The following is a 13,745-nucleotide window of genomic DNA, read 5'->3' as shown; positions in this document are numbered from 1 at the left end:
CTTAACCCCCCGCTTCAACGCTTGTGGGATGGCCGCTCATCGCGTGATCCTCACTAGCATGCTGATTGGTAACGTGGCCAAACGCGGCCTGATGATGGGTAGCGCCTGCGCTTTCTAGCTCGCCAGACTCGCCGTGGCTATCGTCAACATCACTGACGGCTTCGTGGTTAACATGGTCGCCATGACCACCGTGCCCACTGCCACCGGTATGAAAGCTGGTCAGAATCGACGTATAGAGCGCCGGAGATACCTCAGAGAAGTACTCGACCGGGTGGTATTCACTCGGTTTGGCTAAATCGCTATAACGGTCGGGATAGGTCAGGGTTTCATTGGAAGCCCGCACGTTTTCAACCCACGCCTCAAATTCTTCTGGGGTGGTAACGTGAGCATCGAAGGTCATTCCTGAGAAGCCAGCACCGCTGTAATTTGTGGAACGGCCTGGATAAACGCCGACGTCGTCTGCAATTAGATGAACATCGTTATCCATACCCGCCATGGCATAAATTTGGCTGCCTAAGCGCGGAATAAAGAACGCATTCATCACAGAGCCAGAGCTGACTCGAAAACGCACCGGTGTATCCACAGGAAAGGCAAGCTCGTTGACACTGGCAATGCCTTGTTCGGGGTAGATGAACAGCCATTTCCAGTCCAGCGCTACCACTTGGATTTCCATTGCGGCGGTATCGCTTTCGATGGGCTTATGGGGATCTAAACTATGGGAGGTTTTCCAGGTAAGAAACGCTAAGACAGCGATGATTAAACAAGGCACTGTCCATACCGCGACTTCAATCGCATTAGAGTGCGCCCAGTCGGGTAGGTATTTAGCAACATTGCGATTGCTGCGCCGATAACGCCAACCAAACAGCAGCGTCATCACTATCACTGGAATCACTACAATTAGCATCAGCCCAAATGAGGTCAGTATTAGCGAGCGTTGCTCAACGCCAATCTGCCCTTTGGGATCCAACAATGCAGAACTGCAGCCCGTTAACAACAGGCACAACATGACGAGCACGAATGTGCCTCGCCTGCGCCAGAGGGTATGTCGTTGCATGGTGTGATCTCGTCAGAGAGTTGTCCAAAACAGCGCACTATTTGACCAGCTGAATAGCTAGCTAAATAGCCCGCTAACTAACACCCCATACTTTTCCCAGAACAGTGAGTACGTATGCGTTGCTCCGGGAAAAATATGCGCTACCGAAGGGATTGGTAGCGAGTCATAGCCAATACACGCCACGCGCGCATAAACTAAGACTAAAGTATTTTCTATTGATCTGGATCAATCAGAAAGAGACGCTTTGCCGCACCCCGAATGCTCAATAGTGTGTTAAGCGACTGTCACACTGGGTGATGCATGAGGAAGACAATCTTGAACTTTCGACGCACTGTCATCGTCGGTCACGACAATATCGAAATCGGATAACGCGGCAAAATAGGCTGGGCGCACTAAACCAAATTTGCTGGCATCAACAATCAACAGGCGCTGCATAGCCGTTGCAATGGCAGCCTGTTTTGGCGCTACTTCATGAAAATGGAAACAACTAACCCCACGCTCGCAGTCCACTCCTGCGGCAGAGATCAATGCTTTATTAATGCCTAAACGCTCAATCGCAGCACGCATACCATCACTACCAAACGATTGTGATGAGGCATAAAACAGTCCCCCTAGCAGCACTAACCGCACATTAGGCAGCGCGGCCACTGAGTTAGCCACGTTAAGGGCATACGTCACCACAGTGAGCTCGCGGAAATGGCTTAACTGACTAAGTAAAGGAATCAGTGTTGAACCGCAGTCAATGAATAGCGTATCGCCGTCTTCGATAAAGCTGGCAACTCGCTGACAGAGGCGGTGCTTAATCTGATAATGGCTGGCCTGTTGCTCAGTCAGATCGTACACCGGTGTTACGCCAGGGTAGTTTGCCATGACCAACCGACCGCCCAACAAGCTAATCGCCGAAGGCTGCGTAGTAACGTCCCGACGGATCGTCATTTCAGAAACACCGCACAGCTCAGCAGCATCGCGCAGATGCAATGTCCCCCCGCTGGCAAGCGCTTCTTGCAACATTGCCAAACGCTGAGCGCTTCGGTCATTCATGGCAAACCTCTCCTTTAATCCCAAGTTCAGGCGTTATTTGTTATCAGCGGTTAGTGGGTATCCAAGGCCTATGCTGAGCCAGCCCTCATTATATTTCCACTGTCAGACACTGCTCTTCGACTATTTGAGAGTCATATCACATATACAAAGCGTTGATGGGCTAATACTTGCAAATCAACGTTAAAAAAATAACACTAAATGTTATAATTTTAACATCAACACCAGCCCACACGACTCATAACAACCCTGTTGAGGCTTCCATGACTGCTCACACCCCTTCTCGTTCTTCTTTCGTCACGCTTGGCGCTGGCGTTTTGCTGGCTAGCGCTGCGCTGGTAACGCCAGCGTTAGCAAACGACACCCCCGCGTCACCAACGACGCCCCTTTGGTCGTTTGCCAACGTTTCGGTGAACTACTTGGATTGGTCTAACGGTACTGAAGCGCGTACCGCTAGTAACGCAGCAAAAAGCGACTTCACGTTTGTCGAAATCGAAGGCGGCGTCGGTTACAGCTGGGGCGAATTCTACGGTTTCTTCGATTTCGAGAACCCAACCAACGATCAGTTTGACGAATCAAGCGGTGGTAAAGACAACTTTCGTACCGCTGGAAAAGTCACATCGCATATTTATCTCGGCGACAGCCCGCTATCAATCTACGCGCACCTGTACGACTTCCGCGATTATGGTTTCAACGCTCGCGAGCAGGATCAAATTCTCGGCCTCGGCTACCGCACGACGTTCGACAATGGCCTATGGTTTAAACCGTTTATTGGCGCAGCACGTGTGCAGAGCGACAGCTACACTGGCATGAACGGCTTTATGGCAGGCTGGGTAGCAGGTTATGACTTCTCAGCGCTCAACCAGAACTTCAGCGTCACCAACTGGCATGAACAAACCTTTGGCCGTGACGACGAGTACCTGGAACAAAACTACGTAGGTGATAAAGCGGGGAGCGTAGGCACCAACGGCGCGCTTAGCTTGTGGTGGCATCCTTCTGAGCTAATTACCACTGGCGTGCAGTATCGCTACTCAGACAATAAGCTGGGTACCCCGAACGCTTACCAAAATGCGATGATTTACTCAGTAAAATTAAACTTACTGTAATCGCTCCACTTCACACGCTCGGAAGGTACCCACATGACTCTCATCATGAGCTTGGTAGGCATGGTTACACTGGTAACCATCGCACTTATCTTCTCTTACGACCGTAAATCCATCCGGCTGCGCACCGTGCTTGGTGCATTTGCCATTCAGGCAGGTATCGGTGCATTTGTGCTTTATGTGCCCTTTGGCCAAGCAGTTCTGCAAGCCATTTCGTCTGGTGTTAGCCAAGTATTGGTCTACGCCAATGACGGCATTGGCTTTCTGTTTGGCGGCTTAGCCGATGTCGATAACGTCGGCTTTGTTTTTGCCATAAAAGTACTGCCCGTGATTATCTTTTTCTCGTCACTCATCGCAGTACTTTACTACATAGGCATTATGCAGTGGGTCATTCGGATTTTAGGCGGCGCACTGCAAAAAGCACTTGGCACTTCTCGCACCGAATCTCTTTCTGCCACGGCAAATATCTTTGTTGGCCAAACCGAAGCGCCGCTGGTGGTACGTCCGTTTATCGCCCGCATGACGCCTTCGCAGCTATTTGCGGTGATGTGCGGTGGCTTAGCATCGGTGGCTGGTTCGGTACTGGCGGGCTACGCCGCCTTGGGTATTCCCATGGAATACTTGGTCGCCGCTTCGTTTATGGCGGCACCGGGCGGCCTACTGTTCGCCAAATTAATCATGCCTGAAACTCAAGACGCGACCGATAGCGACAGCGTTTCTAGAGTAGAAGAAGAGCTTAAAGAGCAGGAAGACAAACCCGCCAACGTATTGGATGCCGCCGCAGCGGGCGCTACGTCAGGCATGAAACTTGCCGCTAATGTGGGTGCCATGCTGCTCGCGTTTATTGCGCTTATTGCCCTGATTAACGGAATTCTAGGCGGCGTTGGCGGTTGGTTTGGCTTTGAATCACTCAGCCTTGAACTGATTCTTGGCTGGCTGTTTGCGCCGCTTGCCTTCTTGCTTGGCGTCCCTTGGGAAGAAGCTACCCTGGCGGGTTCGTTTATCGGTCAAAAACTGGTGGTGAATGAGTTTGTCGCCTTTATCAACTTGGCTCCCTACATTGATGGGGAACAGGTAGTGGCCGCCACGGGTCAAATGATGACTCCACACACCATGGCGATTCTTTCCTTTGCGTTATGTGGCTTTGCCAACCTGTCCTCGATTGCTATTTTGCTGGGCGGCTTAGGCAGCATTGCCCCTACACGCCGTAAAGAGATTGCCCGTTTTGGCGTGAAGGCCGTATTGGCCGGTACACTCTCTAACCTAATGTCGGCCTCAATTGCAGGCTTCTTTATTGCGTTGAGTAGCGCCACGGCTTAACGCAGCGAGCACGACACTTTGCAACGGGCGCTGCTGTTTTCACGCAGGGCCCGTTTTGTCTTTTATTAATTTGCGAGAACTCCATGACTGCGACTGCCTCCTCTCAGCACACTCAAGCCCAACTTACCCAAGCTGCCCGTCAAGCACTCACCCTCATGGATCTAACGAGCCTGAACGACAGCGACACCGATAGCACGATTGAAGCGCTCTGCCAGCAACTTAAAACACCCTTTGGCAACCCAGCAGCGGTATGCGTTTATCCGCAATTTGTGGTTACCGCGCAGCGTGCACTAACCGCTCACAAGCTCAATGACCACGTTAAAATTGCCACGGTTACCAACTTCCCAGACGGTGGTGACGACATCATGGGCGCCGCCCGTGAAACCCGCGACGCTGTCGCTTCCGGTGCCGATGAAGTCGATGTGGTCTTCCCCTACCGCGCATTGATGGCAGGCGATGAAGCAATTGGCCTAGAGCTGGTCGAAATGTGTAAAGCCGCCTGCGCTGGTCAAGCACGCTTAAAAGTCATCATTGAATCGGGCGAACTCAAAGATCCCGCGCTTATCAAGCGTGCCAGTGAACTGGCGATTGAAGGCGGCGCTGACTTTATTAAAACATCGACAGGCAAGGTCGACACAAACGCCACCCTGGAAGCCGCTGAGATCATGCTCAACGCGATTAAAGCCAGCGGTGAAGATGTCGGGTTTAAAGCCGCCGGTGGCGTGCGCACCACTGAAGAAGCCGCCGAGTACCTAGCACTTGCTACGAACATTATGGGCGCGCAGTGGATAACGCCTGAGCACTTCCGGTTTGGTGCCTCCAGCCTGCTGGGTAATTTATTGAATACGCTAAGCGGCGCCCCACAAACCGCATCGCTCGCCACTACTAACGGAGGCTACTAAATGTCATCTACCGCTTCTCATCACGCTCTCCTACCCCAGGAACTGATCCGCCTGAAGCGCGATAATCAGCCGCTACCCGCGGAAGAGATCAAAGCCTTCGTACAAGGCATTGCCGATGATCGCATCAGCGACGCCCAGATTGGCGCCTTCACCATGGCGGTGTTCTTAAACGGCATGAGCCGTGAAGAAGTCGTCGCCCTGACCACGGCGACCCGCGACTCTGGCCATGTCATGCAGTGGGACTCCCTCAACCTGCCCGGCCCGATTGTCGATAAACACTCTACCGGCGGCGTTGGTGATTTAGTGTCGTTGGTGCTCGGCCCCTGGGTCGCCGCTTGCGGCGCCTTTGTGCCGATGATTTCAGGTCGTGGCCTTGGCCACACCGGCGGCACGCTGGACAAGCTGGAATCGATCCCCGGTTACGACCCCTACCCAGCGCCGGAACGCTTTAGCAGTGTGGTGAAATCAACCGGTGTAGCGATTATCGGCCAAACCGGCAATCTGGCCCCCGCCGATAAACGCATTTACGGCGTGCGTGATGTGACCGCCACCGTGGAGTCCATTCCACTGATTACCGCCTCTATTCTGGGTAAAAAACTGGCCTCTGGTTTAGATGCCTTAGTGATGGACGTTAAGGTTGGCAGCGGCGCCTTTATGCCCACGCCGGAAAAATCCCGCGAGCTAGCCAAAAGCATCGCCAACGTGGCAACCCAAGCCGGCACCCCAACCACAGCTCTGCTCACCGACATGAGCCAGCCGTTGGCCCCTTGCGCTGGCAACGCGGTCGAAATCGTCGAGACCCTGGCCCTACTGCGCGGCGAACGTGCCAACAGTCGCGTTATGCAGGTCACCCGCGAACTGGCGGTGGAAATGCTGATCGCTGGCAAACTGGTCAACAACCGTGAAGAAGCCCTAACTAAGCTGGAAAAAGCGCTCACCTCGGGTGCAGCAGCCGAAGTCTTCGCCCGCATGGTACGCGAGCTGGGCGGTCCCGCCGACTTTATGGAACGCTCGGATAGCTACTTGGCCACCGCACCGGTTATTCAGCCGGTGTACCCTGAGCAGAGTGGCATCGTACAGCGTATCGACACCCGTGCCGTCGGTATGAGCGTCGTCGAGCTAGGCGGTGGCCGCCTGCGCAACGACGCTAGCGTCGATCACAGCGTCGGTTTTAGCGATATTGTCGAGATTGGCGACCGTGTCGATAGCCAGCGTCCGTTAGCCATCGTTCACGCCCGCAGTGAAGATGCGGCCAAGCGTGCCGCTGCTCAGTTGCGTGCCGCCATGACCCTTAGCGAAGAGCCTGCCGCAGCGGACACACTGCTTCAAGACACCTTCCGAGGAGAAGCCTAATGCGTCGTGCGATTGTATTAGTCCTTGATTCGTTTGGGATCGGTAGCGCCCCCGATGCTGATAAATTCGGCGACCAGGGTGCTGACACCCTGGGCCACATCGCTGCCGCCTGCGCCCGCGGTAACGCCGATACCGCTGAGCGCTCAGGCCCCCTAAAACTGCCCAACATGGCGGCGCTTGGCCTGTTCTACGCCCACCGCGATGCAACGGGAAGCGTCGCCGAAGGCGTTAACCTGCCAGCTCAATTAACAGGTGCGTACGCCCACGCCAAGGAGATCTCCAGCGGCAAGGACACTCCCTCCGGCCACTGGGAAATTGCTGGCGTACCAGTGCGTTTTGACTGGGGTTATTTTCTTGATAAAACCAACAGCTTCCCCCTTGAACTGCTCGACGCCATCGTGCAAGAAGCCGGCCTCACTGGGGTGATTGGCAACTGCCACGCTTCGGGCACCGAGATCATCGCCCGTCTGGGTGAAGAGCACATAGCCACCGGCAAGCCCATCGTTTATACCTCGGCAGATTCGGTGTTTCAGATTGCCGCCCACGAGGAGCACTTTGGCTTAGAGCGCCTCTACGCGCTGTGCGAAACCGTGCGCGAGCTTCTCGAGCCCTACAACATTGGCCGTGTGATTGCCCGCCCGTTTAACGGCGATGACAGCACCAGTTTTGCCCGCACCGGCAACCGCCGTGACTACAGCGTTGAGCCGCCCAGCCCCACCGTATTGCAGAAACTGGCCGATGCCGGCGGCGAAGTGGTCTCGATTGGCAAGATCGCGGACATTTACGCGCATTGCGGCATTACCCATAAGGTCAAAGCCAGCGGCCACGACGCCCTGATGGAAGCCACGCTCGCCGAAGTAGCCCGCACCGCGAAAGAAACCAGCGACCGCCCAACCATGATCATGACCAACTTTGTTGATTTTGATTCGGTTTACGGCCACCGCCGTGACGTGCCGGGCTACGCCGCCGCACTTGAGCATTTCGATGCCCGCCTGCCGGAACTGCTTGCCGCACTCAACGACGATGACCTGTTGCTGCTCACCGCCGACCACGGTTGCGACCCCAGCTGGGAAGGCACCGAACACACCCGCGAATATGTGCCGGTGATGGTGCATGGCGCAGGGTTTGCCCCCGGCCCGCTAGGCGAGCGCGACACCTTTGCCGATATCGGCCAGACATTAGCCGCCTTCTTCGCCGTTGAAGCGATGGAAGACGGCAAGAGCTTTTTACCTAACGCTGCCTGAACCGCAGCGTTGAGCGAATTAATCTGATTAAAAAACGATCAATAGGAGCGTTTTATGGCAACACCACATATCAATGCTGAAATGGGCGATTTCGCGGATACCGTTCTGATGCCCGGCGACCCGCTGCGCGCCAAGTACATCGCCGACACCTACCTGGAAAATGTTCGTCAGGTGAACGATGTACGCAGCATGTTCGGCTACACCGGTACTTACAAGGGCCGCGAAATTTCGGTCATGGGCCACGGCATGGGCATTCCGTCGGTGTCTATTTATGCCAAAGAGCTGATTACCGACTACGGCGTTAAATCGATTATTCGTGTGGGTTCCTGCGGCGCAGTGCGCGACGACGTCAACGTGCGTGACGTGGTTATTGGCATGGGTGCCTGCACCGATTCCAAAGTGAACCGTATGCGCTTTAATGACCACGACTTCTCGGCCATTGCTGACTTTGAGCTAACAAGCCACGCCGTTGCTGCCGCCAAGGCGCAGAATGTGCCGGTAAAAGTCGGCAATATCTTCTCAGCAGACCTGTTCTATAACCCGCAGACCGATATGGCCGAACTGCTCAAGCGCTACGGCATCGTGGGTGTGGAAATGGAAGCAGCAGGCCTTTACGGTGTTGCAGCAGAGTTTGGTGCCCGCGCGCTAACCATCTGTACGGTGTCCGACCATATTCTGAAAGGCGAGTCGCTCTCCAGCGCCGACCGCCAGACCACCTTCAATGACATGATGACGATTGCGCTAGACACAGTACTACGCGACGACGCCGCTAAGGCCTAATAGCCATTTATGAGGATAACGCCATGAGCCAAGCGGATAAGGCACTGGTTGATACGCTGCTGACCACCTTGGACAACGCTTATGCGCCCTACTCCAATCATCCAGTCGCCGCGGTAATGGAGTGCCCGGATGGCCAGCAGTTTGCAGGCGCTAACGTGGAAGTGGCGCACTACAAAGGGCTGTGCGCGGAAGCCTCGGCGATTTCCGCCATGATCACCGCTGGCCAGCGTGAGCTTGCCAAGGTGTACGTGATGGGACCAGGCGAGCACCTGTGTACACCCTGCGGCGACTGCCGCCAGCGCATTCGTGAATTCGCCACCCCAGAAACGCAAATTATGGTGCTTTCACACCAGGGCGACGTGCTAAAAACCTATACCATGGCAACGCTGCTTCCCGATGCCTTCGGCCCTGAGCAACTGCCACCGCGTTAAGCGTTCACCCTGTTTCCCGCATGACGAGCGTCACCGGCAACGATACATGCCGGGGCGCTTTGCTTGCTAGCGCTTCACCCAGCAGCTCCACGCTCATTGCCGCAATCGCTGCGATATCTTGACGAATGGTTGTTAACCCAGAGGCAAGCGCTGGCAGGTCATCAAAACCGGTCACTGCGACTTGGCGAGGCACGTCAATCCCCCTGTCTTCCAGCGCAGCAACGCAGCCCAAAGCCAGCTCGTCGGTGGCGCATACTAATGCATCAAATGGCGGGGCTTGGCCATTTGTGGTCTCCGCCAACAAACGATTTAAATAACGATAACTGGTCAGTGAGTCTGAGCTAAACCGATGTGGCAGGCTAATTAGTTGCTCAGAAAGCTCGGCTTCATCCAGCGCCCGTCGGTAACCCTCTAAACGGCTATGAGGCCCCGGCATTTCCAGCTCACCACCGACAAAAGCAAGCTGCCGACGTCCCTGAGCGATAAGGTGGTGCGTCATTTCATAAACCCCCTGGGCATCATCCGGTGCGACCGAAAATCCTTGCCCTGGGTTGCCAATGCGCACAAACGGCACGCCGGCATTTTCTAGCAAGCTGGGACGCTCATCCTCAGAGGTTTCCCCCAGCAGAATAGCCGCGCCCGCCCGTTCTGGTAGCTCTGCCGTCTGATCGTGATGGAAAAAGATCGGCACCATGCCCTGCTGGTGTAGTGCGACGGTTAAGTGTTGGTAAAGCAGAATATAGTAAGGACGCAGCTCGATATCCTGGCGCCCCAGGGAAATTCCTACCACTGCGGCCTTGCCACTAATCAGTTGCCTGGCCGCTGCGCTGGGCTGGTACGCCACTTCGCGGCTGATGGTAAGAATTTTTTCCCGCAACGCGTCACTTAGCCCTGGCTTACCATTAAGTGCCCGGCTGACCGAAGCAATAGAGACATCGGCCCGCCGGGCTATTTCGCGTATGGTCGCCGTTTGAGCGCTCTGTTTGGTCTGTTTCATGCCATGCCTCAGCGATTCAGCTTATGATTGTGCCAAAAATTGTGCCGAAAATCGCTGAGCATTGCGGCAAATCCAGCTACCAACCACGCCTACCTATGCGGGCAAGCTCGCTATCGAGCTGCTGAATTGCTTGTTCGGGGGAAATATCACCGGATAGGGCGTCATGCACACGGTTGAACACGGCGTTAGACACCCGCGGATACGCTTCTCCAGTAACGCTTGCAGGACGTGGCACACCGTTCATAACGGTTGCATAAAGTTCGCCAATAAACGGGTGGGCTTCCAGCACCTCGGCATTTTCATAGAGCACAGGCCGCGTCGGGTTTCGACCAAACTCAATGGCGTGAGCTTTCTGCTGCTCCTCAGCGGCGAGATAAGCCACTAGGTCAGCGGCGATATCAGGATGCTCTGAGTAGCGTGAAACCGCCCAGTTCCAGCCGCCAAGCGTCGCGACAGACTGCCCTTCGGGCCCGCGGGGTAACGGCGCGACGCCAAACTTGCCTTGAATGGGTGTACCATCGGCCTGCCCCAACGACCAGGCATAGGGCCAGTTACGCATAAACACGGCGTTACCCGATTGGAACACCCCGCGAGCTTCTTCTTCCATATAGTTGCGCACGCCCTCAGGACTGATGTCCCCCACCCAAGAGGCTGCTAGCGCAATGGCCTCTACTGCTTGGGGGTTATTGATGGTGACTTGCCCACCGGCATCCACAAAAGTGCCGCCACCGTGGCTGGCTATCCACTCCAATGCATTGGTGGTCAGCCCTTCATAGGCTCGCCCTTGGAACACAAACCCATGCATGCGCGCATTACCTGCGTCGCGCTCAGATTGCTGGATATGTCGCGCAGTGTCCGTCAACGCCTGCCAGGTTTGCGGCACTTCAGCGTCGTACTTGTCCAACAAGTCCTGGCGGTAATAGAGCAACCCTGCATCCGTAAACCACGGCAACGCCACCAGCTTGCCCTGCACGGTATTGTTATCCATCAGCGAAGGAATAAAGCCGTCAGCCGCGCCTTCCGGCAGGTAGTCATTTAGGTCAACCAAATGGTCGGCAAGTAGCCCTGGCCACACAATATCCACCATCAGCACATCCACATCTTGCGATTGGCTGCCTAATAGTTGCTGATAAAGCGACAACTTCTCAGTGGGTGATGCCGGGGTGGTGACGATATTCACTTGGTGACCATTAGCATCGGCCCACCGTTCTGCCAGGGTTGGGCAAAAATCTGCCGCCCCACCATCGCCACAGGCAATGGTAATTTCAGCCGCCATGGCAGGCAGCGTTGTGGGCAGCAGGGCAAACAGTATCGCTGACGAGCGCAGGTAGTGACGCATAGCATTCACCTCTATTGTTATTGGTAGGTAGGGAGCTAGTTAAAGGGTCGAGCCATCCACCTAGCTGGCAATCGCTAGGCTGCGGTCTTCCTGGCTTGATACGAAACAGGCATCGAGCACGGTTTGAATCGCCGCGCCGCGGGCAAAATCCGGTTGATCGTTATTGCCACTACGAATGCTCTCGACGAAGCGCTGGTAAATACTCGGCGTGGACGGTGCTTTCACAGTGCTCCAGCGGGCAGGATGTACGTCATCATCGAGACATACCTGCACATCCTCTTTTGAGGCGTCCAGGTCAATACGAATCGCGCCTTTATCGCCGTGCACACTCAGCGCCAGCGAGTTGTGATGCCCTGTTGCCCAGCGAGTGGCCTGAATAGTGCCTTTCGCACCATTGGCAAATGACACTCTCATCAGCGCGGTATCATTGGCATCCAGCACATACTCACCAATGCGATTGTCTGGGGCTTTTTCAAAGCAGGTTAACTCGCAGTTTACTCGGGTAATGTCGCCAACAGGGAAGCTGGCAAAGTCGACAATATGCACACCAACATCGCCTAATACGCCTTTGCTGCCGTGGGCTTCAGAAAGCCGCCACAGCCACTGGCTATCTTCATTCCAGCGCCCCCAGGCGTTACTCACTAGCCAGCTTTGCCTATAACTGGCATCGACATGACGAACTTGACCAATCGCCCCTCCCGCAATCAGTGCACGCGCGTGTTGAATCGCCGGGGCATCGCGGTAGCTTAGGTTGACCATGTTGATCACGTTAGCGGCCTGAGCAGCGGCCGCCATTTCATGGGCATCTTGTGCATTTGTCGCCAGCGGTTTTTCACACAGAATATGCTTACCTGCGGCAATGGCGGCCAGCGACGTGGCTTTGTGAACACCATCAGGGGTGACGTTACTTACCGCGTGAATATCATCCCGAGCCAACATGGCATCCAGGTCTTGATACACGTCGGCAATGCCATGATGCTCGGCAAACGCCTGGGCTTTGGCAAGGTCTCGGTCGCACACAGCCATCACTTCGATGCCTTCAAGACGGCCAAAATGCTTGGCGTGCTCGCCAGCCATGCTGCCTGCACCAATTATCGCTAAACGGATCATTTAAAGCCCTCCTCGCCGGGTTTATGCAGGCTTTCGCCTTTAATCTCGACCGGATTAGGCGCTTGGTCAGCGGGCACATTAGGGCAGCTGTCGATCCATCGCGAGCCTTCCGGGCGTGCCCAGTTCACGGCGTTTTTCAACACGGTTTTCACCTGGGCATCGTAATAAATCGGATAGGTTTCATGGCCAGGGCGGAAGTAGAAAATCTTGCCGTTGCCACGTTTGTAGGTCAGGCCGGAGCGGAATACCTCGCCCCCCTCAAAGGCACTGATAAAGATCACTTCATCGGGGTTGGGCACCGCAAACGGTTCGCCGTACATTTCGGTATGGGGCAGCTCAATGTAGTCCCCCAAGCCCTGAACAATCGGGTGACCTGGGTTCACTACCCACAGCCGTTCCCGCTCGCCCGCTTCACGCCACTTGAGTGAACACGTAGTGCCCATTAAGCGCTTAAAAATTTTCGAGTAGTGCCCCGAGTGCAGCACAATCAACCCCATGCCCTGGAGTACGCGTTTTTGAACGCGATCAACCGTCTCCTCCAACACATCGCCATGGGCGGCGTGGCCCCACCATAGCAGTACATCGGTGCTTTCAAGCATTGCTTCGCTCAAGCCCTGCTCTGGGTCTTGTAATGTGACAGCAGTGGCATCGATACCTTCTGCTTCGTTTAAACCTTCGGCGATGCACTGGTGCATACCCTTAGGGTAAATACGCGCCACGATGTCATTGGTCTGCTCGTGGACGTTCTCCCCCCATACGGTCACGTTAATGCTCATAGATTCTCCTTGCGCAATAAAACATCTTAAAAAATGACAACTGAGGCTTAAAGTAAACGTTTACTCGCAAAGAGTAAACGTTTACTTAAATGCAACTTTAGTCGCTTTTTGCTCGTAAAAAGAGTGCGCATTAGCCGATGGGCTGTTTTTTTGTTCAATAAGCGCCTGACGATGACTCCACCCCAGCCCTCCGAGCCGCCCTCGTCATTCCCGCAGACCCTGCCAGTCTGTCATTCCCGCAGACCCTGCCACTCCGTCATTCCCGCAGGCCCTTAGCGGGAATCCATGTTGACCTGGG

At 55.0% G+C, this 13,745-nt stretch carries 13 protein-coding genes; 7 read left to right on the top strand and 6 right to left on the bottom strand.

The window, feature by feature from the left end; all coding sequences use genetic code 11:
* Nucleotide 1: 1 nt before the first annotated feature.
* Nucleotides 2-1,054: a ubiquinol oxidase subunit II gene (gene cyoA / locus INT19_RS04920; RefSeq protein ID WP_193059928.1), complete on the bottom strand. Its 1,053-nt coding sequence runs from the start codon at nucleotides 1,052-1,054 to the stop codon at nucleotides 2-4.
* 273 nt (nucleotides 1,055-1,327) lie between these two features.
* A complete protein-coding gene (locus INT19_RS04915; protein WP_193059927.1) occupies nucleotides 1,328-2,095 on the bottom strand; it encodes a DeoR/GlpR family DNA-binding transcription regulator in 768 nt (255 codons plus the stop codon).
* A gap of 260 nt (nucleotides 2,096-2,355) precedes the next feature.
* Between INT19_RS04915 and INT19_RS04910 the strand changes: the two genes are divergently transcribed.
* The 7 genes from INT19_RS04910 to cdd all read left to right on the top strand — a co-directional run bounded on the left by INT19_RS04910 (nucleotide 2,356) and on the right by cdd (nucleotide 9,225).
* Nucleotides 2,356-3,198 carry an outer membrane protein OmpK gene (locus INT19_RS04910; protein ID WP_193059926.1) on the top strand — a complete coding sequence of 281 codons (843 nt, stop codon included), beginning with the start codon at nucleotides 2,356-2,358 and terminating at the stop codon, nucleotides 3,196-3,198.
* A 33-nt stretch (nucleotides 3,199-3,231) separates the two neighbouring features.
* Nucleotides 3,232-4,515 (top strand): NupC/NupG family nucleoside CNT transporter, encoded by a 1,284-nt coding sequence (locus INT19_RS04905; RefSeq protein ID WP_193059925.1) that lies wholly within the window; start codon nucleotides 3,232-3,234, stop codon nucleotides 4,513-4,515.
* Between the two features lie 83 nt (nucleotides 4,516-4,598).
* Nucleotides 4,599-5,417, top strand: a complete 819-nt coding sequence (deoC, locus tag INT19_RS04900) for a deoxyribose-phosphate aldolase (RefSeq protein ID WP_193059924.1) — start codon at nucleotides 4,599-4,601, stop codon at nucleotides 5,415-5,417.
* On the top strand, nucleotides 5,418-6,770 hold the full coding sequence (deoA, locus tag INT19_RS04895; RefSeq protein WP_089038874.1) for a thymidine phosphorylase: 1,353 nt from the start codon (nucleotides 5,418-5,420) through the stop codon (nucleotides 6,768-6,770).
* Entirely contained in the window at nucleotides 6,770-8,014 is a 1,245-nt protein-coding gene (locus INT19_RS04890; protein WP_089038875.1) for a phosphopentomutase, read from the top strand. Before deoA ends, INT19_RS04890 begins: the two co-directional genes overlap by 1 nt.
* Before the next feature lie 54 nt (nucleotides 8,015-8,068).
* The gene (deoD, locus tag INT19_RS04885; RefSeq protein WP_038482109.1) at nucleotides 8,069-8,794 is read left to right on the top strand and encodes a purine-nucleoside phosphorylase; all 726 of its coding nucleotides are present in this window, start codon (nucleotides 8,069-8,071) and stop codon (nucleotides 8,792-8,794) included.
* Between the two features lie 23 nt (nucleotides 8,795-8,817).
* Nucleotides 8,818-9,225 (top strand): cytidine deaminase, encoded by a 408-nt coding sequence (cdd, locus tag INT19_RS04880; protein WP_193059923.1) that lies wholly within the window; start codon nucleotides 8,818-8,820, stop codon nucleotides 9,223-9,225.
* A gap of 4 nt (nucleotides 9,226-9,229) precedes the next feature.
* Here the strand turns inward: cdd and INT19_RS04875 are convergent, their stop codons facing one another.
* The 4 genes from INT19_RS04875 to INT19_RS04860 all read right to left on the bottom strand — a co-directional run bounded on the left by INT19_RS04875 (nucleotide 9,230) and on the right by INT19_RS04860 (nucleotide 13,447).
* On the bottom strand, nucleotides 9,230-10,222 hold the full coding sequence (locus INT19_RS04875) for a LacI family DNA-binding transcriptional regulator (protein ID WP_193059922.1): 993 nt from the start codon (nucleotides 10,220-10,222) through the stop codon (nucleotides 9,230-9,232).
* 76 nt (nucleotides 10,223-10,298) lie between these two features.
* Complete coding sequence (locus INT19_RS04870) at nucleotides 10,299-11,561, bottom strand: ABC transporter substrate-binding protein (RefSeq protein ID WP_193059921.1); 1,263 nt, start codon at nucleotides 11,559-11,561, stop codon at nucleotides 10,299-10,301.
* Between the two features lie 60 nt (nucleotides 11,562-11,621).
* Nucleotides 11,622-12,671 (bottom strand): Gfo/Idh/MocA family protein, encoded by a 1,050-nt coding sequence (locus INT19_RS04865; RefSeq protein WP_193059920.1) that lies wholly within the window; start codon nucleotides 12,669-12,671, stop codon nucleotides 11,622-11,624.
* Nucleotides 12,668-13,447: a ThuA domain-containing protein gene (locus tag INT19_RS04860; RefSeq protein ID WP_193059919.1), complete on the bottom strand. Its 780-nt coding sequence runs from the start codon at nucleotides 13,445-13,447 to the stop codon at nucleotides 12,668-12,670. The genes INT19_RS04865 and INT19_RS04860 overlap by 4 nt, the downstream gene beginning before the upstream one ends.
* Between the last annotated feature and the right edge of the window lie 298 nt (nucleotides 13,448-13,745).

The sequence above is a fragment of the Halomonas sp. 3A7M genome (genome assembly GCF_014897875.1).
In the GTDB taxonomy this organism is placed as follows: Bacteria; Pseudomonadota; Gammaproteobacteria; order Pseudomonadales; family Halomonadaceae; genus Vreelandella.
The sequence above is the reverse complement of the archived record's forward strand: the minus strand, read 5'-3'. Positions and strand labels throughout refer to the sequence as shown.